This window comes from Pseudomonas sp. LBUM1668, from assembly GCF_059695715.1.
The window spans coordinates 2,081,832-2,102,598 of record NZ_CP166787.1 but is presented as its reverse complement, the minus strand read 5'-3'; the positions used below and the strand labels follow the sequence as shown (position 1 = coordinate 2,102,598).

Sequence of the window (20,767 nt, the reverse complement as noted above, 5' to 3'; positions counted from 1 at the left end):
GGTATCGGGCACTGAATTCGACAATTGATTTCACCAATCGCCCCTAGCGTTTTTTCCGTGAACCGATGCGAATCCATGTCGGTGCATGGTCGCTGGCGTGCGGTTCATTGCGCACCCAGGCATCTACGCCGGCCTCGTGCAGGTAAGGACTCAGCGCCGGATTGAGTAACAGATGATCGATGCGCAGGCCAGAGTTGCTCTGCCAGTGCTGGCGGAAATAATCCCAGAAGGTATAGAGGCGCTCTTCGGGATACAGATGCCGCAGCGAATCGGTCCAGCCCTGATCCAGCAATCGCTGATAACACTCGCGGCTTTCGGGTTGCAGCAACGCATCTTTGAGCCATGAGCGGGTGTTGTAGATGTCCATGTCGGTGGGCACGACGTTGTAGTCGCCGGCCAGTACGACGGGGTGATCGCTGCTTTGCAGGTCTTTCGCGTAGCTGATCAGCCGCTCGAACCACGCCAGTTTGTAATCGAATTTCGGCCCCGGTTGCGGGTTGCCATTGGGCAGGTACAGGCAACCGACCAACACGCCGTGCACCGCCGCTTCCAGATAACGGCTGTGCTTGTCCTCGGGATCACCGGGCAAGCCGCGCCGACTCTCCAGTGGTTGCGCATCGCGGGCGAGGATCGCCACACCGTTCCAAGCCGCCTGACCGTGCCAGATCGCGCCGTAACCGGCAGCTTCCAGGTCGGCGGCAGGGAACGCGCTGTCGAGCGATTTGAGTTCTTGCAGACAAACGATGTCCGGCTGCTCGCGTTTGAGCCACTCCAGCAGATTGGGCAGCCGCGCGCGCAGGCCGTTGACGTTGAAGGTGGCGATCCGCAGGTTTTTCATCGTCCGGGGCTCGTGCCAGAGGTTGTGAAAATTCTGACCTTGTCGGCCTCGCACTGGTTGCATTGAATCGTTCCGCTACGGCGTGCGGCAACAGCGCTGAAGGGTTCAGGCGCGACTGCGCAGCCATTGCAAAAAGCCTTTCTTTGGCACCACCACGGGCGCTTCCTCGGTCAGCGATTGCGCCTTGTGCAGACGGTAATCAAACAGCGCTGTCATTGCATCGTTGATGTCGTGCCGCGCATCGAGACACGGTTTGAGATAGGACTTCTCGATGCGATACAGGGCGCAGAAGGTTTTTGCCGTGAAGTCCGCCGGCAGCGACGTATCGGCGAGAATTCCGGCCTCGCCAATCACTTCGCCCGGGCCCATGCGCCCGGACTCGAACGGTGTGCCGTGACGTTTCAATGTCACCGAGACCACCCCGGACTCGACAATGAACAAGTGATCGCTGACCTCCCCGCCCGCCAGAATCACCTCCCCGGCGCGGAAAGTCTGCAGGACCATGTTCTGGCTGAAGGTGTCCTTTTCTTCCTGGCGCAACGTCGCAAAGATCGGTGAGCTGTCGAGCAACGCCCGCGGTCGCGACGACTGGGTCGGTGCGTTGCCTTCATCGCTCGACAGCAGATTGACCCCGGATGCCTGCAAGTGCCGATACGCCAGATCAAACAGCTGATTGCGCACCAGCCGTTTCTCGCTCATCGAGGCGACGAAACCGCTGATCTCGTATTCGGCGCCGTTGCTGCCGGAGCTTTTCAACGCAACGCTCGGAGCGGGTGTGTCGAGCAGTTGCCGACAGCCCTGCATCGCCCGCTCTAGCGCATCGATCACCGAATGGGGCCGCGCATGGGGGCTGACCTGCACGCTGACCGATACGCCGAACATGTTGCTCGGTCGACTGAAGTTGATGATCTTGGCCTTGGCCGCCAACGAATTGGGAATCACCGCCATGCTGCCCTGACTGGTTTGCAGACGCGTGGCACGCCAGTCGATATCAGTGACCCGGCCTTCGGTGCCGTCGATGGAAATCCAGTCATCCAGCTGATACGGCTTGGTGGTGTTGAGGACAATCCCGGAAAACACGTCGCTCAGCGTGCTCTGCAAGGCCAGACCGACGATGATCGCCAGCGCGCCGGAAGTCGCCAGCACTCCTTTGACTGGCAGATCCAGCACGTACGCCAATGCCGCGATGATTGCTATCAGGAAAATCACCGCGCCGAGCAAATCCTGGAGCAGCCGCCCGGTGTGCCCGACCCGCTGCATCATGACTGCACCGATCAACACCGTCAGCGTGCGCGCGCCGAATAACCACCAGCCGATCTGCAACCCGGTCGCCGCCAGGTGCAGCGGAACGTTGTCGGCCCACGGCGCGGGCTCCATCGGATTGAGACCTTCATTGAACAGCAGAAGGCTGAACACCGTGAAAATCAGCACCCGCACAAGCAGTTTCCATTCACTGCCACGGGAACTGATCAGACGCCAAAGTCCGAGATCGAGCAGGATCAGGATAAACGCGCAAAACAACGGATGTTCAGTCAGCAGAGACAGCATCAAACAACTCCGACGAAGGCCAATCGCGCGAAGATCGCACAGATTGGGGACAGTGTAGGAGTAATTGATTTCAGCCTTCAAAAAAACACTAAGCCCCCTGTAGGAGCTGCCGAAGGCTGCGATCTTTTGATCTTTAAAAACCAGATCAAAAGATCGCAGCCTTCGGCAGCTCCTACAGGGTTTGGTGTGGCTGGAATTACCCGTGCATTCGGCCAAAACGCCCGGACTGGAAGTCAGCGAAGGCCTGGTGGATTTCCTGCTCGGTGTTCATCACGAACGGGCCGTGGCCAACGATCGGTTCGTCGATCGGCTCGCCGCTCAGCAACAACACCACGGCGTCGGTTCCAGCTTCGAGAGTCAGTTGACGGCCGTCGCGCTCGAACAACACAAGTTGCCCCTGCTCCGCCGATTCCTGTCCATTGATCTGCACTGAACCTTTCAACACCACCAGCGCAGTATTGCGTCCTTCGTGCAGATCCAGCGCCAGCAACTTGCCAGCGTTCAAGCGCATATCCCAGACATCAATTGGCGTAAAGGTGCGCGACGGACCTGTGTGACCGTCGAACTCACCGGCGATCAAACGCAGGCTACCGGCATTGTCCTTGAGCGCAATGCTCGGGATGTCGTGATCAAGAATTGTCTGGTAACCCGGCGCAGCCATTTTGTCCTTGGCCGGCAGGTTGACCCACAGCTGAACCATTTCGAGCTTGCCACCGGTTTTGGCGAAGTTTTCCGAGTGGAACTCCTCATGCAGGATCCCGGAAGCGGCAGTCATCCATTGCACGTCGCCCGGGCCGATGGTGCCACCGCTGCCGGTTGAGTCGCGGTGCTGCACTTCACCATCGTAAACAATCGTCACGGTTTCAAAACCACGGTGCGGATGCTGACCCACGCCGCGCTGCTCGGTGGTAGGCGTAAATTCAGCAGGCCCCGCATGATCGAGCAGCAAGAACGGGCTGATGTGTTTGCCAAGGTTGTCGTAGGAAAACAGTGTGCGAACCGGAAAACCATCGCCGACCCAATGGCCGCGAGGGCTGGTGTAAATACCGATGATGTTTTTCATGATTGGCTCCAAAGGTGTGAATAACGCAATGAATTGAGCTTAATTGCATGACGATGATTGCACTAGACGGCAAAAATCAGCTTCAGCGTTCTATCTGGAGGACAGTGAACTTCGACAGCCTCAAGACCGAGTCGCGGCGATCGCTGGCAAGCCAGCTCCCACAGGTTTCGGGGGTGTAAATAGAATTCAGCACCAACACAATTCCCTGTGGGAGCGAGTTTGCTCGCGAAGAGGCCAAGCCAGACATCACAGGTCTCGGAATTGATTCATGACTTCTGATCAACAGTGCTTTGCCCCGCCAACGGTTTTTCCCATGGCCGCAGACGCGGATACTCCCCCCATTCCCACTGCAACCTCTGGAGTCTTCATGTCTGTTCCCGCTTTCGGTCTTGGTACGTTTCGCCTGCAAGGCCAGGTGGTCATCGATTCGGTGAGCACCGCCCTCGAGCTCGGCTATCGGGTCATCGACACCGCACAGATCTACGAGAACGAAGCCGACGTCGGCCAGGCCATCGCCGCTAGCGGCATCCCACGTGAAGAGCTGTTTATCACCAGCAAGATCTGGGTTGCCAACTTCGCCAAAGAGCGCCTGATTGCCAGCCTCAAAGAGAGCCTGCAAAAACTGCAGACCGACTACCTCGACCTGACGTTGATCCACTGGCCATCGCCGGACGATCAAGTGCCCGTCGAAGAGTTCATGACGGCCCTGCTGGAAGCCAAGCGTTTGGGCCTGACCCGGCAGATCGGTATTTCCAACTTCACCATCGACCTGATGAAACAGGCCATTGCTGCCGTAGGCGCCGACAACATCGCGACCAATCAGATCGAGCTGCATCCGTATCTGCAAAACCGCAAAGTAGCCGAGTTCGCCCGGAGTCAGGGCATCCACATCACCTCATACATGACCCTCGCCTATGGCGAAGTGCTGAAAGATCCTCTGATCCAGCAGATCGCCGAACGCCTGCACGTCACCCCGGCGCAAGTCACTCTGGCCTGGGCCATGCAGTCGGGTTACGCGGTGATTCCGTCATCGACCAAACGCGCCAACCTGCAAAGCAATCTCGGCGCCACGGCCCTGACGCTGAGCGATGCCGACATGGCGCAAATCGCCACGCTGGATCGCGGCCATCGCCTTACCAGCCCCAAAGGCATTGCGCCTGCCTGGGATTAATCAGCGCGATTGAATGCTCAGCCCTGAAGACGCTGCGCCAGGCTGTTCATGGCCTCGCGCAGCGTATGGATCGCCTTGACCACGGCAACGGCTTCAGCCTCGATACATGCCTGTTCAACACCCGCGCACGCCGACACCACACGCGCCGCCCCCACCATCTGCGCGCCGCCCTTGATGTGATGGGCCAGTTCGCGCAACCCGTCACTGTCATTCTCGTGGTTCAGATCGTAGAGGCGTTGCAGGTCGTGGTGCAGGCTGCGCAAAACTTCTGCACGCAGGCGATCAATCATCGAATGATCATTGCCGGCCATCTGCTCCAGCGCGCTCAGGTCGATTTCTGTCAGGGTCGTGCCCTCGACCGGTTCGACACCACTGTCGCACTGGCTGGCACCCGTCAACGCCTGCTGCAGGTCGTGCAAGCGAATCGGTTTGAACAGGCACTCGTCCATGCCGGCATCAATGCAACGAACCTTCTCCTCGACCTGAGCATTGGCGGTAAATCCGATCAAGAGAGAGGGCGCGCGGCCGCTAGCGGCTTCTTCGTCACGGATGGCCCGCGCCAGTTCATAGCCGTTGCGCCGCGGCATGTTGCAGTCGGTGATGACCACGTCGAATGGCTGTGCCAGCCAACGTTCCAGTCCTTCATGGCCGTCTTCGGCGGCAATCGTCCGGTGGCCCAGTTCACTCAACTGCCAGCACAGCAACAAACGGTTCACCGGATGATCGTCCACCACCAGAACGCTCAGTGAGCACACTGGCATATCCTGCGTAAACGGTGATGCCGGGGCATGCGCGATGGCGGCCAGCATTGGCAGTTCGAGGTTGACTTGCACTTGTGTACCGCGCCCCGGCTCGCTGTCGAGGTGCAACGAGCCGCCCATCATTTCGCAGAGGCTGCGGCTGATCACCAAGCCCAATCCGGAACCACCGCGCGCCGATTGAGTGTTTTTGCTCGCCTGTACGAAAGGGCTGAACAACCGTTGCCGGTCCTGCGCACTGATGCCGATCCCGCTGTCTTCGATGAGCACTTTCACGGTCAGTCGCTCGGCCGATACCGCCGTCACCGTCAGCCACAAGCTCACCTCACCTTCCTCAGTGAACTTGATCGCGTTGCTGAGCAAATTCGACAACACTTGTTTGAAGCGCGTCGGGTCAATCAATACATCGACATCGCTGTGCGCACCGAGCTCGACATGCCACAGCAAGCGCTTCTGTCGCGCCAGCCCCTCAAACACCCGGCACACTGACACCACCAGCTCCCGCAGGTTGGCCCGCTCGGGGGCCAGGGACAAATGCCCGGTTTCAATGCGCGCGATGTCGAGGATATCGCCGATCAGTGCCAATAACTGTTGCCCGGCATTGGATGCCACCTGAATGGCCAGGCGATCCGTCACGCCCTCATCGGCGCGTTTGAGCGCCAACTCAAGCATCCCGATCAGTGCATTCATCGGCGTGCGAATTTCATGGCTCATGGTCGCCAGAAACGTGGTTTTGGCCCGATTGGCGTCGTCCGCAGTGTCTTTGGCTTGCTGCAATTGTTGTAACCACTGCTGACGCTGACGGATCTGCCTGCGCTGAAAACCGATCCAGATCAGCGCCGCCAACAGCAGGCTTGCCGCCCCCGCAAAACCCAGCAGGATCTCGCGGCGATGACGCAGCCAATAGCTCTCTTCCACCACCACATCATGGCCCCAGCGGGCAATCAGTTCGTCCATCTGTTGCGGAGCGATGCTCAGCAACGCCTTGTTCAGGATCGAATGCAACATGGAAGACTGCGGTGCGGTGGCCAAGGCAATTCGGGCTGGTTGATCGCCAATGGTGCTGGCAATACGCAGACGCTCGCGATGATGACGGGCGATCAGAAATCGAGCCACCAGCAAGGAACTCACGGTGGCGTCTGCCTGCCCCCTGGCGATCAACGCCATGCCTTCGGCGGGGCTTTTGACTTCGACAAAACGTAATGCCGATACGCGCTCCTGCAAATAACCGCGCAACGGGTGGCCGCGATAAATCGCCAGCCGTTTATCCATCAGGTCATCAAGATTGCGCGGGCTCGCCGCCGTTGTCGCACTGACCAGCACGAACGGATTGTTCAGATAGGCCCGAGTGAATTGCAGTTCGTTTTCACGCTCACTGCTGGGCGTCACCACGGGCAACACATCAAGCTCACCGGCCTTCATCTGCTCGATCTGGCGATCCAGCGACAGCCCTCGCACGATCTGGAAATTCAGGCCGCTGCGTTGACTGATCAGGTTGAGTAGTTGCGCCGCAAGCCCACTGAAACGGGCATCCGCGTCGAAAAAACTCAGCGGGGCGAAATCTTCGATGCCGCCGACCCGCACCACCGGATGTTGATCCAGCCACTGCTGTTCTGCGGCACTGAGCTGCACCCGTGTTTGTTCAGCCATCTCGGCAAGACCGACACTCCAGCGCTGTTCGATACGCTGCCGGTGCTCCATGGGAATCGCCGCCAACGCCTTGTCGACGAGACGTTTGAGGCGCACATCGCTGCGCATCAGCGCAAAGCCGAATGGATTGGCATCAAGCCCCGCGGGCCCGGCCAATCGCAGGTCATTGCGATAATTGGTGTTGATCAAGTAGCTGGCACTGATGAAGTCGCCCAGATAAACATCATCTGCACCAAACGCCACTGCTCCCAGTGCATCCATTGCCGCGGAGTAAAGTTGCACGCTCGCTTCGGGGTAGAACATCTGCACCGTCGCCAGCGGCATATAGTCCTCGACCATGGCGATACGCTTGCCGGCGAGATCCAACGGCATGGACTCTTCGAGCCGGGTAACCAGCATTGGCTGATCTTCGGCATAGGGTCGGGATAGAACGATCGCAGGATCTGCGATCTCAAAGCTGTTGGATGTCCCCAGCACATCGAGATCGCCACGTTTGAGTGCCGCCATCACCGCATCCCGGTTGGCAAAACGCTGGACTTCGATTCTCAGGCCAAGCAGTTGCGCCAGCAGGTCGGCGTAATCGGCCGTGAGCCCTTCCAGTTCATGCTGATTGCGGGTGATCTCGAACGGTGGGTAATCGCGACCGGAAATGCCCATGCGCAACACCGGATGCTGACGCAGCCAATGGCGGTCATGTTCGTCCAGACGAACCTGGACATGGTCCAGGCCGGACCGGGTCAGCACCTCAAGAACCTGCGGCGTTTCACTCGCCCAGCAAGAGGTTACAAGGCTTAGCCACAGCCAACAGATACGCCCTCCCTGGCTCATGTCCGGCTACTCAGATCAAATGATTGCGCTTGGCGAAATCGCGCAAGTGCACCGCTGTACCCATGCCGAGCTTCTTCATCAGTCGGGTTTTGTAGGTACTGACAGTTTTGTGACTGAGGTGCATGTCCTCGGCAATCGTCTTGTTGGCCTTGCCCTGCGCCAGTTGCACGAAAATGCTCAACTCTCGATCAGAGAGCTGATCGATCATCTGTTTTTCCGTGGCTTGCACTGCATTCAACACGCTGACGTTGTCGGGCATCGCGGAAAAATAAGTGTAGCCCGACATCACCGCCTGTATCGCTTTGTGCAACTGTTGCAATTGGTTGGTTTTAGTTACGTAAGCCATCGCCCCGGCGCGCAGGCAACGTTCCTGGTAAAACAACGGGTCGTGAGAACTGAACACCAGAACTCGGCACGCAAGGTCGTTGGCCTTGATTCGGGCCAGTACGTCCAGCCCGTCGAGTGCTGGCAGATGCAAGTCAAGCACGACCAGCCGGGGCCGGTGTTCGCGGATCAGTTGCACCACCTCGTTGCCACTGGACGCCTCGTGAATCTCCTTGAAACCTTCGGTTTGCAGCACGATTCGGATGGCGGCGCGCACCACCGGGTGATCGTCGACGATCAGCGCTGACTTCATTTCCACTCCCGCTACAAAATCTGGCAATAAGACCACCGGGATCGGCTGATCCAGACTCAATGGCTGCGCAGCGACTGTTACACGCAATGGAATGGAAATCACCTGTCAGATCTGACAGTTGTGGTGAGGGTGTTTTTATGCATATGCCCGACGCTGCTCAACGCCATCCTGTTTCCATTTGGCCGCATCGACCAGCGCCATCAAGTGCCTGATTGCCTGCTCGCCGGGCAACACCGCATGACTGATCTGCACGTTTTCCTGCGCAAAACCTGATTTCACCTGCAACGGCGCCGAGGGTTCGTTGTAGATCAGCGCATGACGCACCTGGGGGTTGTCGAGGAAAAACCCCAGCAGATCCAGCGATCCCATCGCCAGTTCAGCGTTGATGACCACCACGTCGAACGGTTCACAGCCGTAGTCCACCAACGTCAACAGTTCGGCGATACTCTGCACCGGGGCAACGCGGTAGTAGCCGAGGCTGTTGAACAGACGCTCGACTTTCATCCGGTGAAAATGCTGCGGATCAGCGATAAGAATACGCAGAGCTTTATTGATCATGGTCAATCTCCCGGTGATCAGGTTTCTGGGTGCGGCAAGACTACGCAACCTCAACGGCAGGTTCTGTAGGACTTTTCCTAAAAAACGTCATTCGCCCGAGATCTGCTGATAACTGCGCCGTTGCAGCCAGTTCAGCAAATCGGTTCCGGCCATCGGTCTTGCGTACCAGTAGCCCTGCCCTTGCGTGCAGCCCAGTGCCAGCAGTTCGCGGCGTTGCGCATCGGTCTCGATGCCCTCGATCACCACGGTCATGCCGAGGGTTTCGCCGAGCGCCAAAGTGCTGCTGATCGCTGCGCGGCAACGGGGTTCACGTTCAAGGTTACGAATGAAATCAGCGTCGAGCTTGATCTCGTTAAAGGGCAACTGACATAGCCGTTGCAGCGAGGAAAATCCGGCACCGAAGTCGTCGATCGACAAGCGACAACCCATCATCCGCAACCGCACCAGGCTTTCCAGGCTGGTAGCCGGCGCCTCCAGCAAACCGCTTTCGGTCAGCTCAAAGGTCAGGCCCGCGCCTTGGGTGGCGTGGCGCGCCAAAATGCCTTTGAGGGTCGCGGTCAGCTCAGCGCTGGCCAACTGCACGGCTTGCAGGTTGAACGCCAGATTCAGGACGAAACCCTGCTCCCGGGCGCTTCGCTGAATATCCAAAGCCTGATCGAGCTGAGAGAACAACAACTCGTCGAGCAGGCCACAGCGTTCCAGCACTGGCATGAACTGCGCGGGCGAAATAATGCCCCGGGTTGGATGCAGCCAGCGGCAGAGCACTTCTGCACCGCAGACTTCACCGCTGCGCAGATCGAATTTTGGCTGATACCAGGCATGCAACTGCCCATCGGCCAAAGCCCGCCGCACGGACACCTCACTGGCCAGAGTAACAACCGCCGACGCTGTTTCGCGAAGGCTCGGCCGCTCAACATATTTTTCCAGCAGATCGGCCAACACCTGGGTATGCAGTGGTTTGCCGACATCGCCCAGCAGATCCAGACCGAGCAGCGTCACCATTTGATGTACCGCCCGGCGCAGATCGACCGACAACGAGCTGCTGATGATGACCGACTTGACCTGCCCGGACGCGCCGACGCGTTGCAAGAACTGCAGGCCGTCCATGCCCTCCATTTGCAAGTCGCACAAGGCAATGTCGACGCAGCCGATGTCCTCCAACAGGGCAAGTGCCTGCGCACCATCGCTGGCTTCGTATATCTGCCGACACCCCAGGCTTTGCAAGATGCTGACCGCAACGGAGCGTTGGAACGCGTGATCTTCAAGCACCAGAATTCGAAGCGGCTGAAGGGGCATGATCATTGCCTCGCGGATGGTGAAATTCACACAAGTGTCCTGTGTTTGTGCGTAGAACTCGTTAGGAAAAGTCCCAAATCCCATAGGAAATATCCTAAATATCGAGTTGTTCGAGGAGTGCAGCCAGGGTTTGCCGATCCGCAGTACGGATCAGCGTCAACTGGCGTCGTTGGTTGGCATAAATCGTTTCTGCCTGTGCCTGGCCACGGCGTGCGTCATAAATCACACCGTGACGAATCTGCGAGTTGCTCTGGAAAAACCGCACCGGATCAATCCCGGCGGCAGCGATCAGCTCACCGTTGATGACCAGCAGATCAAAGTGCTCGAACGGTTCGAACGAGTAATGGGTCACGCCCAGCAGTTCACGAAACGAACGCACCGGTGTGAGCGTGCGATATCCCAGTTCATTGAGGGACTTGCAGATTCGGTTGTGCGCGATGAGTTGCTCTTCAGCAACGAGAATTCGCCAGTGTTTGTAGGACATTGATTTCGGCGGCCGTAGGAGATGTTTCCAATCAGCGGAACACTCTAATCAATGGGCGCCGTAAAACATGTAAGACAAGTCTGATAAACGAGCGGGATTTTCTGGCGGCAAACAAGAAGAAGGCCACACCGCAATGACCCGGAGTGGCTTACTTGATTGATCAAAGGCAGCGGATGCCTTTGGTAACGTCATTCAGTGGTACTCGGACTCCAGAATGCCTGCACCACCAGCGCCGACGTCGAGATCCGCGCGATCAGTGCATCCAGTTCATCGCCGTCCACCGAAGTGGTCGCCAGGGTCGCTTCGATCTCGACTTCATCGGCGCCAAAGGCGTGCACGTCGACGTCGCTGGCCGGGTAGTTGCTGCGTTCCAGCTCGGCTTCGAGTAAGGCGAGCACAGCTTTTTGCTGTGAACGTCGGGCGATCACGTAGACGATATTGGTGACTTCGGCCGAGACCACGTCCAGTGGCTGGCGGTTGATGTTATTGACGATCGGCCGCAACAAAGTGTTGGCGGCGAGGATGAACAGCGTGCCCAGCACCGCTTCGGCCAGCAGGTCGGCACCGGCGCAGGCACCGACCGCAGCAGAGGTCCACAGGGTGGCAGCAGTGTTGAGGCCGCGCACGTTGCCCTCTTCGCGCATGATCACCCCGGCACCGAGAAAACCGATGCCGGAGACCACGTAGGCAACCACACGCACCGCGCCTTCGGCCCCGGCGAGACGGTTGGCCATGTCGACAAAAATCGCCGCGCCGACCGCCACCAGCACATTGGTTCGCAGGCCGGCTGTACGTTGCCGGTATTGGCGCTCGAAGCCGATCAGCCCGCCGAGAAGGAAAGCTGCGCTGAGGCTGACGAGGGTGTCGAGCAGTGAGCTCAGGTTGAGGTTGTTGATGGCTTGCATGATGAAATCCTTGAATAAACCACAGCCCCTTATTGGGGGCTGAAAACACATACCCTGTAGGAGCTGCCGAAGGCTGCGATCTTTTGATCTGGCTTCTAAAAACCAAGATCAAAAGATCGCAGCCTTCGGCAGCTCCTACAGGGGGAGCGATCTTCTGATCTTGAAAAAATCAAAGGATCGCAGCCTGGGTGTTATTGCCAGCCGAACCGGCGGATGTAGAAACCTTTCACCGCCTGAGTCAGCGCCATGTACGCCAGCAGAATCATTGGCAGGAACACGAAGTAAATCGACGGCAACGCCTGCAATTTGAAGTAGTGCGCCAGCGGCCCCATCGGCAGGAAGATGCCGACCGCCATGATGATCCCGGTCATCACCAGCAGCGGCAGCGCTGCACGGCTTTGCACGAACGGAATCTTCGGCGTGCGGATCATGTGCACGATCAGCGTCTGGGTCAGCAGGCCCACCACGAACCAGCCGGACTGGAACAGCGTCTGGTGATCCGGGGTGTTGGCATCAAACACGTACCACATCAAGGCGAACGTTGTGATGTCGAAGATCGAACTGATCGGCCCGAAAAACAGCATGAAGCGCCCGACATCGCCCGGCTGCCAGCGCTGCGGTTTCTTCAGCATCTCCTCATCGACGTTGTCGAACGGAATGGCGATCTGCGAAATATCGTAGAGCAGGTTTTGCACCAGCAGATGCATCGGCAGCATCGGCAGAAACGGAATAAACGCACTGGCAACCAGCACCGAAAACACGTTGCCGAAGTTGGAGCTGGCGGTCATCTTGATGTACTTGAGCATGTTGGCGAAGGTGCGGCGCCCTTCGAGCACGCCCTCCTCCAGCACCATCAGGCTCTTTTCCAGGAGGATGATGTCGGCCGCTTCCTTGGCGATATCGACCGCGCTGTCCACGGAAATACCGATGTCGGCGGTGCGCAACGCCGGCGCGTCGTTGATGCCATCACCCATGAAACCAACCACATGGCCATTGCCCTTGAGGATGCGCACGATGCGCTCCTTGTGCGACGGCGTCAGCCTGGCAAAAACGTTAGTGGTTTCCACTGCCACAGCCAGTTCGGCATCGCTCATGCGCTCGATGTCGTTGCCCATCAGCAGGCCTTGCTGAGCGAGGCCGACTTCGCGGCAGATTTTCGCCGTGACCAACTCGTTGTCACCGGTAAGCACTTTCACCGCCACGCCATGCTCGGCCAAAGCCTTGAGCGCCGGTGCGGTGCTTTCCTTCGGTGGATCGAGAAACGCCACGTAACCGATCAACGTCAGTTCCTGTTCATCGGCCAGGCTGTAGGTGTCGCGCCCTTCAGGCATCGAGCGTGCCGCTACTGCCACCACGCGTAAGCCTTCAGCGTTGAATGCTGCAGTGACCTGACGAATCCGGGTCAGCAATTCATCGCTCAAGGCTTCATCGACGTCGCCGTGACGCACCTGGCTGCACACCGCCAGCACTTCCTCCACCGCGCCTTTGCAGATCAGCTGATGCGCTTGGCCGCACCCTTCCACCACCACCGACATGCGCCGGCGATTGAAGTCGAACGGGATCTCATCGACCTTGCGAAACGCTGTGCCGACCTTCAATTCACGGTGGACTTCCACGTGTTCCAGCACGGCCACGTCCAGCAGGTTTTTCAGACCGGTCTGGTAGTAGCTGTTCAGGTAAGCCAGTTCCAATACGTCGTCAGAATCTTCGCCCCAGACATCAACGTTACGCGCGAGGAAGATTTTGTCTTGGGTCAGCGTGCCGGTCTTGTCGGTGCACAGCACGTCCATGGCGCCGAAGTTCTGGATCGCGTCGAGGCGTTTGACGATGACTTTTTTACGCGACAGAAACACCGCGCCTTTGGCCAGCGTTGAGGTGACGATCATCGGCAGCATTTCCGGGGTCAGTCCGACCGCAACCGACAGTGCAAACAGCAGTGCTTCGGACCAGTCGCCCTTGGTGAAACCATTGATGAACAGCACCAGCGGCGCCATCACGAACATGAACCGGATCAACAGCCAGCTGACTTTGTTGACCCCTTGCTGAAACGAAGTCGGCGCCCGATCAGTCGCACCAACCCGCTGCGCCAGCGCACCAAAATAGGTGCTGTTGCCGGTGGTGAGAATCACCGCCACCGCAGTGCCAGACACGACGTTGGTGCCCATGAACAGGATGTTGTCCAGCTCCAGCGGATTGCGTGTATCGCGATCCGCCTGACGCGGGAATTTCTCCACCGGCATCGATTCACCGGTCATCGCGGCCTGACTGACGAACAGGTCTTTGGCGCTGAGCACCCGGCAATCGGCGGGAATCATGTCGCCGGCCGACAACACGATCAGATCGCCCGGCACCAATTGCTTGATCGGCAACTCGCTTCGCGGTGCATCACGGCGCATCACCGTCGCGGTGTTGCTGACCATCGCTTTAAGCGCGTCGGCAGCCTGGTTGGATTTGCTTTCCTGCCAGAAGCGCAGCAGCGTCGACAGCACCACCATGGAGAAAATCACCACGGCGGCTTTCATGTCTTCGGTCAGCCACGAGATCACTGCAAGCAGCGTCAGCAGCAGGTTGAACGGGTTTTTGTAGCAGTGCCATAGGTGGGTCCACCACGGCAGCGGCTGCTCGTGTTCGACTTCATTGAGACCGTATTGCGCACGCAGTGCATCGACTTCGAAATCGGTAAGGCCATCGGAGTGCGTACCCAGTGAAGACAGCAATGCCGAGCTGTCGCTTTGCGCGGCATCGACCAGCGTATTGGCCAGGGTTGGCGGGACTTCACGGCTGACCGTGGTGTCGTTGATGGTTTCCAGCAACGCCAGGCGGCGGAAGTGCCGGGCGATGTGGCGGGTACGCAGAAAACCTGCGAAAAATTCCTTGAGCGTAAGTTTCATGGCTGTTGCCCCTATAGTCAGCCGGGAAACCGTCAAGCAGGTACAACCGCGCCTCGTCCGCCGGGAAAACCGGCACGGCAAGGCATGGCGCGCCGATCAGAAAAGACAGGCGTGTCGATAGGGCTGCGATGGCGACTTTAAAGTCGACATCACGCTCTGTTCAGCGTCGATGAGAAGGACGTCGAGACATGACCAAGGACTGGCCATGCACGGGATGCCGCTGCTCGCTTTTACGGCGAGACAACGGCAAAAAAATGCGCGTTATCTTGCCGAGAATCTGCCGGTTACCGAGACCGGCCGACAACTGTCACTCGAACAAGTACCCACTGTGGGTCTCCGCTATTGATGAAAACGCGCGAAGCTTACGCCTCGATGTCTGGAGAGTAAACCCGTGAAAGGCAGTGTGGCGGGGAATGTCGGGGTTCTTCAGGAAGGGTTCAGGATTGTGAAATTCTGGTGTTTTCAAAGACCCCATCGCGAGCAGGCTCACTCCCACAGGGAATCTCCTGCGAACACAGTTTTTGTATTCATCAAAGATCCAAATGTGGGAGCGAGCCTGCTCGCGAAGGCGGTGGCTCATCAAAGGTGATGTTGCCTGATCTGCCGCCTTCGCTGGCAAGCCAGCTCCCACAGGGATCAGTGTTGAGTAAGCGATAGCTGACATCGCACAAAATACTGTGGGAGCTGGCTTGCCAGCGATGGCGGTGTAGCAGGCGGCGCAGATTTTAGCTGGCAGTCGCCAATAGCAAATCCGCCATCGAACGATGCCCACGATGCTTGCCATGCTCATACAAAGAACCAGCAATCTCATCGGCACGAATCGGCAGCACCGACAGCAACGTGTCGCTCAAACCATGGCTGGCCTGGCAGAAGCCCTGCATGTAAATGCCAGCCTTGCAGCGCTCGTCGGTGATCAGTTTGTAGTTGCGATCAACCTCGAACTCGCCCAAATATTCTTCCAGCGGCGCCAGCAATTTGCGGTGCATCTGACGCTCGTAACCGGTGGCCAGTACCACGGCGTCGTAGTTGCGCACAGTCACTTCGCCGGTTGCGTTGTTGCGTACCGCCAACTCGATTCCGTGTTCGGTGGCGGTAGCACTCTCGACGGTGGTCAGGGTGCGGAACGCATGACGGGCAATTCCGGAAACCTTCTGGCGATAGAAGATGCCGTAGATGCGTTCGATCAGGTCGATGTCGACCACCGAATAGTTAGTGTTGTGGTACTCGTTGACCAGACGCTCACGCTCGGCGCTGTTCTGCTGGAACACCAGATCGGTGAACTCCGGCGAAAACACTTCGTTGACGAACGGGCTGTCGTCCGCAGGCTTGAGGGCCGAGCCGCGCAAGATCATGTCGACCTGCACCGACGGGAACGAATCGTTCAGGTCGATGAACGCTTCCGCGGCGCTCTGCCCGCCCCCGATGATCGCGATGCTCATCGGCTGATTGTTCACGCACGGCTGCTTGGCCATCTGCGACAGGTATTGCGAGTGATGGAACACACGGTTGTCGCCCTTCAGCGCCTTGAACGCCTCCGGAATACGCGGCGTGCCACCGGCACTGACCACCACCGAACGGGTGGTGCGTACATGTTGCTGGCCGTCGCTGCCACGGGAAATCACCCGCAGCGCTTCAACCTGATGGTTGTGCAGCACCGGCTCGATGGTCAGCACTTCTTCGCCATAACGGCTCTGCCCGGAGAACTGTCCGGCGACCCAACGCAAGTAATCGTTGTATTCCATGCGGCACGGATAAAAGGTGCCGAGGTTGATGAAGTCAACCAGACGACCGTGGTACTTGAGGTAATTGACGAACGAGTACGGGCTGGTCGGATTGCGCAGGGTCACCAGATCCTTGAGGAAGGAAATCTGCAACTCGCTCTGGGTCGACAGCGTATTGCCGTGCCAGCTGTAGTTGGCCTGCTTGTCGAGGAACAGCACATCCAGTTCGCCCTGGGTCGGCCCGCGCTCTTGCAGCGCGATGGCCAGCGCCAGGTTCGAAGGGCCGAAACCGACGCCGATCAGGTCGTGAACGATGGGCGATGCAATTGCCTGTGTCATTTCCAGTGTCCTCTGGATGAACCCCTCAACCTCGGGGATAAAGCCTGAATGACCTGACCGGCCCGAAGCAGGACAGCAGGTCGTCTGTTGAGTAGGAACGAGGACGGTGAAAAAAAATTTAACGGGGAAGGATCAATGGGCGTCCCATTGTTGGATCCGCACCCGGCAATGTTTCATGGCGTTGACGATGTGTTTTTCCACCAGCGCTTTGGAAATACCGAGGCTCTCGGCAATTTCGTTGTGGGACAGACCTTCGATCTTGCGCAGCAGAAAACTGTCACGACACAGCGGTGACAATTCTGCCAGCGCTCGCTGGAGCATCTCCAGGCGTTGACCGTGATCGAGGGTGCCGTGGGGAGACGGGGTGAAATAACGCTCTTCATTGTCGAGCACTTCAAGGGATTCGACCTGCCGCAAGGCATTGCGTCGATGATCGTCGATGACCAGATTCAGCGCGGTGCGATAAAGAAACGCCCGGGGTTGTTCGATCGGCGTGTCGCTGGAGCGTTCCAGCACCCGCAGATAGGCGTCATGCACCACATCTTCGGCAACCTGACGGTTGCCCAGCTTGGCGTTCAGGAAACACACCAGCTCGCGATAGTAGTTTTCCAACATGACTCCTGGCCGCAACGACGCGGTTTTTGTCCTTGGGCTCACCCATCCGCCCTGCGCTGACAGGCAGTAGCAAGATAGTGGCAACTTAGGTGCGTAATTTATAGTAATTCTCATATAGATTTAAAGTCTTGTTTCCACATACCTGCCGAATAGTGTCGGACGGGCACGTGTTACCTGATGTGTTAGCGCTTAAATTCCCTCGTACATTCATCGTTTACATGACAGCTCCCCGTTTCTGTCGTGCCTTGCGACAGCGTTCAAGTGCCCGAACATTCCGTGCACCTGCTGAACGTCGGGCCGAACCCACTGGCCGGAACCCTGCATGAAACGTCCCCGCCCCGCCCGACGCGCCTTGTTCGCCGCCCTTTGTCTGATTCCCGTGATCGCCGTCGCCGCATGGCAAGTCCTGCCGCCGGGACGCGACAACCTGGCGACCGTACAAGTGACCCGCAGCAATATCGAAAACAGCGTGACAGCACTGGGCACTTTGCAGCCGCGACGCTATGTAGACGTCGGCGCGCAGGCCTCGGGGCAAATCCAGAAGATCCACGTCGAGGCAGGTGATGCGGTCAAGGAAGGCCAACTGCTGGTGGAAATCGATCCGTCGACGCAAAAAGCCAAACTCGACGCAGGTCGTTTCTCCATCGAAAACCTCAAGGCCCAATTACAGGAACAGCGCGCTCAGCACGACCTGGCGCAGCAGAAATACCAGCGCCAACAGAAACTCGCCGCCGGCGGCGCCACCCGCGAGGAGGACGTGCAGACCGCCCGTGCCGAAGTCCGCGCCACCCAGGCACGCATTGACATGTTTCAGGCACAGATTCGTCAGGCCCAGGCAAGCCTGCGCAGCGACGAAGCGGAGCTCGGCTACACGCGCATCTTTGCACCAATGAGCGGCACCGTCGTCGCTGTGGGCGCGCGCGAAGGCCAGACACTCAACGCGCAACAACAGACGCCACTGATCCTGCGCATCGCGCGGTTGTCGCCAATGACGGTGTGGGCCGAAGTTTCCGAAGCGGACATCGGCCACGTCAAACCCGGTATGACCGCCTACTTCACCACCCTCAGCGGTGGCAGCCGGCGCTGGAGCAGCACGGTGCGGCAGATTCTGCCGGTGCCCCCGCGCCCTCTTGAGCAAAATCAGGGCGGCAGCCCCACCGGCGGTCGCAGTGGCAGTGAGCGAGTGGTGCTCTACACCGTACTGCTCGACGTCGACAACACAGACAACGCCCTCATGACCGACATGACCGCTCAGGTGTTCTTCGTCGCACAACACGCGCAGGACACCCTGACAGTGCCGAGCACTGCCTTGCAACCGGGCTCGCGCCCGCAATGGCAACTGGCGCAGATCGTCGCAGCCAACGGGGAAATCCAGTCGCGCGAAGTCCGCACCGGCATCAGCGACCGGTTACGTACACAAGTCCTCGAGGGCCTGGCCGAAGGCGATCACATTCTCAGCGCTCCCGCTGTCGGCAACGGAGGCTGAATGCAAACGCCCCTGATTGACTTGCGCCAGATCCGCAAAGCCTACGGCGGCAACGACAGCCCGCTGGTGGAGGTATTGCGCGGCATCGATCTGTCGATTCACGCCGGCGAATTCGTGGCAATCGTCGGCGCCTCCGGCTCCGGCAAGTCGACGCTGATGAACATCCTCGGTTGCCTCGATCGCCCGACCAGCGGCGAATACCGCTTTGCCGGTGAAGACGTTGCGCAACTGGACACCGACGAACTGGCGTGGCTGCGTCGCGAGGCATTCGGCTTTGTGTTTCAGGGTTATCACCTGATCCCGTCCGGCTCCGCACAGGAAAACGTCGAGATGCCGGCCATCTACGCTGGCACGCCTGCGGCCGAACGACACGCCCGGGCCAGCGCATTGCTGGAACGCCTGGGGCTGGGCAGCCGCACCGGCAATCGCCCGCACCAGCTCTCCGGCGGTCAACAACAACGCGTATCAATTGCCCGAGCACTGATGAACGGCGGCCACATCATTCTCGCCGACGAACCTACCGGCGCCCTCGACAGCCACAGCGGCAAAGAAGTCATGGCCCTGCTCGACGAGCTCGCCAGCCAGGGCCATGTGGTGATTCTCATCACTCATGATCGCGAAGTGGCGCAACGTGCCAAGCGCATTATCGAAATTCGTGACGGCCTGATCATCAGCGATACCGCCGAGCAACCAGGTGCCCCTGCCCGTACCGCCAATTCCGGCGCCTTGCAGGCAGTGGATCTGCGCCAGCGCCTGAGCGCCGGCAGCACCGAGACCAGTGCCTGGAAGGGCGAACTGCTGGATGCCGTGCAAGCGGCCTGGCGGGTGATGTGGATCAACCGTTTCCGCACCGCGCTGACGCTGCTGGGGATTGTCATCGGTGTCGCGTCAGTGGTGGTGATGCTGGCGGTCGGCGAAGGCAGTAAACGCCAGGTGATGGCGCAAATGGGGGCGTTCGGCTCCAACATCATTTACCTCAGCGGCGCGGCACCCAACCCGCGCACGCCACCGGGCATCATCACCCTCGATGACGTTGCCGAACTTGCAACCCTGCCCCAGGTGGAACGAATCATGCCGGTCAACGGCTCGACCGCCGGCGTGCGCTTCGGCAACGCCGACCACTCCAGCTACGTCGGTGGCAACGACACCAATTTCCCGATCATCTTCAATTGGCCGGTGGTACAGGGCAGCTACTTCACTCAGGCCGATGAAGACAGCGCCGCCGCAGTCGCGGTGATCGGCACCAAGGTTCGCGACAAATTGCTCAAGGACGTGGCTGACCCGATCGGTCAATACATCCTGATTGAAAACGCTCCGTTCCAGGTGCTCGGCGTGCTGGCGGAAAAAGGCTCAAGCTCCGGCGACTCGGACAGCGACAACCGGATTGCCGTGCCGTACTCGGCGGCCAGTACGCGCCTGTTCGGCAGTCGCAACCCGGAATATGTCGTGATCGCCGCCAGGGACGCACGCAAGGTCAAAGACGCCGAACAGGCCATCGAGCAATCGATGCTACGCCGGCACAACGGCAAAAAGGATTTCGAGCTGACCAACAACGCCGCCATGATCCAGGCCGAGGCTCGCACCCAGGGCACGCTGTCACTGATGCTCGGCGCCATCGCCGCCATTTCCTTGCTGGTCGGCGGCATCGGCGTGATGAACATCATGCTCATGACCGTGCGTGAACGCACCCGCGAGATCGGCATTCGCATGGCCACCGGCGCCCGTCAGCGCGACATCCTGCGCCAGTTCCTGACCGAAGCGGTGATGCTCTCCGTGGTCGGTGGCATTGCCGGCATCAGCCTGGCGATGCTGGTCGGCGGCGTTCTGTCGTTCAGCGGCGTAGCAATCGCATTTCAATGGATGGCCGTAATCGGCGCCTTCGCCTGCGCCCTGGTCACCGGTGTCATCTTCGGCTTCATGCCTGCCCGCAAAGCCGCCCGGCTCGACCCGGTCACAGCCCTTACCAGTGAATGATCAAC

General features: G+C 59.0%; 15 protein-coding genes. 3 read left to right on the top strand and 12 right to left on the bottom strand.

Features of this window, described 5'->3' with window-relative positions:
• Positions 1 to 43: 43 nt before the first annotated feature.
• The 3 genes from xth to ACA061_RS09250 all read right to left on the bottom strand — a co-directional run bounded on the left by xth (position 44) and on the right by ACA061_RS09250 (position 3,449).
• Positions 44 to 838: an exodeoxyribonuclease III gene (gene xth / locus ACA061_RS09260; RefSeq protein ID WP_150601420.1), complete on the bottom strand. Its 795-nt coding sequence runs from the start codon at positions 836 to 838 to the stop codon at positions 44 to 46.
• Positions 839 to 943: 105 nt separating this feature from the next.
• On the bottom strand, positions 944 to 2,386 hold the full coding sequence (locus tag ACA061_RS09255; RefSeq protein ID WP_497301237.1) for a mechanosensitive ion channel domain-containing protein: 1,443 nt from the start codon (positions 2,384 to 2,386) through the stop codon (positions 944 to 946).
• Between the two features lie 196 nt (positions 2,387 to 2,582).
• Entirely contained in the window at positions 2,583 to 3,449 is an 867-nt protein-coding gene (locus ACA061_RS09250) for a pirin family protein (protein ID WP_497301236.1), read from the bottom strand.
• Between the two features lie 367 nt (positions 3,450 to 3,816).
• Between ACA061_RS09250 and dkgB the strand changes: the two genes are divergently transcribed.
• Positions 3,817 to 4,620 (top strand): 2,5-didehydrogluconate reductase DkgB, encoded by an 804-nt coding sequence (dkgB, locus tag ACA061_RS09245; RefSeq protein ID WP_497301235.1) that lies wholly within the window; start codon positions 3,817 to 3,819, stop codon positions 4,618 to 4,620.
• A 17-nt stretch (positions 4,621 to 4,637) separates the two neighbouring features.
• On the opposite strand, the gene ACA061_RS09240 is transcribed toward dkgB, so the two are convergent.
• The 9 genes from ACA061_RS09240 to ACA061_RS09200 all read right to left on the bottom strand — a co-directional run bounded on the left by ACA061_RS09240 (position 4,638) and on the right by ACA061_RS09200 (position 17,302).
• Positions 4,638 to 7,856, bottom strand: coding sequence for a transporter substrate-binding domain-containing protein (locus tag ACA061_RS09240; protein WP_497301234.1), 3,219 nt, complete (start codon positions 7,854 to 7,856; stop codon positions 4,638 to 4,640).
• A 10-nt stretch (positions 7,857 to 7,866) separates the two neighbouring features.
• Complete coding sequence (locus ACA061_RS09235) at positions 7,867 to 8,493, bottom strand: response regulator transcription factor (protein WP_150616679.1); 627 nt, start codon at positions 8,491 to 8,493, stop codon at positions 7,867 to 7,869.
• 135 nt (positions 8,494 to 8,628) lie between these two features.
• Positions 8,629 to 9,051 carry a chemotaxis protein CheY gene (locus tag ACA061_RS09230; RefSeq protein WP_497301233.1) on the bottom strand — a complete coding sequence of 141 codons (423 nt, stop codon included), beginning with the start codon at positions 9,049 to 9,051 and terminating at the stop codon, positions 8,629 to 8,631.
• A gap of 87 nt (positions 9,052 to 9,138) precedes the next feature.
• Positions 9,139 to 10,377 carry an EAL domain-containing response regulator gene (locus ACA061_RS09225; protein ID WP_497301231.1) on the bottom strand — a complete coding sequence of 413 codons (1,239 nt, stop codon included), beginning with the start codon at positions 10,375 to 10,377 and terminating at the stop codon, positions 9,139 to 9,141.
• A gap of 64 nt (positions 10,378 to 10,441) precedes the next feature.
• Positions 10,442 to 10,831, bottom strand: a complete 390-nt coding sequence (locus tag ACA061_RS09220) for a hypothetical protein (RefSeq protein WP_150616681.1) — start codon at positions 10,829 to 10,831, stop codon at positions 10,442 to 10,444.
• A 188-nt stretch (positions 10,832 to 11,019) separates the two neighbouring features.
• Positions 11,020 to 11,736, bottom strand: a complete 717-nt coding sequence (locus ACA061_RS09215) for an MgtC/SapB family protein (protein ID WP_150616682.1) — start codon at positions 11,734 to 11,736, stop codon at positions 11,020 to 11,022.
• 191 nt (positions 11,737 to 11,927) lie between these two features.
• Positions 11,928 to 14,627: a magnesium-translocating P-type ATPase gene (gene mgtA, locus ACA061_RS09210; RefSeq protein ID WP_210555580.1), complete on the bottom strand. Its 2,700-nt coding sequence runs from the start codon at positions 14,625 to 14,627 to the stop codon at positions 11,928 to 11,930.
• A 725-nt stretch (positions 14,628 to 15,352) separates the two neighbouring features.
• A complete protein-coding gene (locus ACA061_RS09205) occupies positions 15,353 to 16,687 on the bottom strand; it encodes a lysine N(6)-hydroxylase/L-ornithine N(5)-oxygenase family protein (protein WP_150601409.1) in 1,335 nt (444 codons plus the stop codon).
• A 132-nt stretch (positions 16,688 to 16,819) separates the two neighbouring features.
• Positions 16,820 to 17,302 carry a sigma-70 family RNA polymerase sigma factor gene (locus ACA061_RS09200; RefSeq protein WP_150601408.1) on the bottom strand — a complete coding sequence of 161 codons (483 nt, stop codon included), beginning with the start codon at positions 17,300 to 17,302 and terminating at the stop codon, positions 16,820 to 16,822.
• Positions 17,303 to 17,624: 322 nt separating this feature from the next.
• On the opposite strand from ACA061_RS09200, the gene ACA061_RS09195 reads away from it, so the two are divergent.
• The gene (locus ACA061_RS09195; RefSeq protein WP_150601407.1) at positions 17,625 to 18,788 is read left to right on the top strand and encodes an efflux RND transporter periplasmic adaptor subunit; all 1,164 of its coding nucleotides are present in this window, start codon (positions 17,625 to 17,627) and stop codon (positions 18,786 to 18,788) included.
• A complete protein-coding gene (locus tag ACA061_RS09190; RefSeq protein WP_497301228.1) occupies positions 18,789 to 20,762 on the top strand; it encodes a MacB family efflux pump subunit in 1,974 nt (657 codons plus the stop codon).
• Positions 20,763 to 20,767 lie beyond the last annotated feature (5 nt).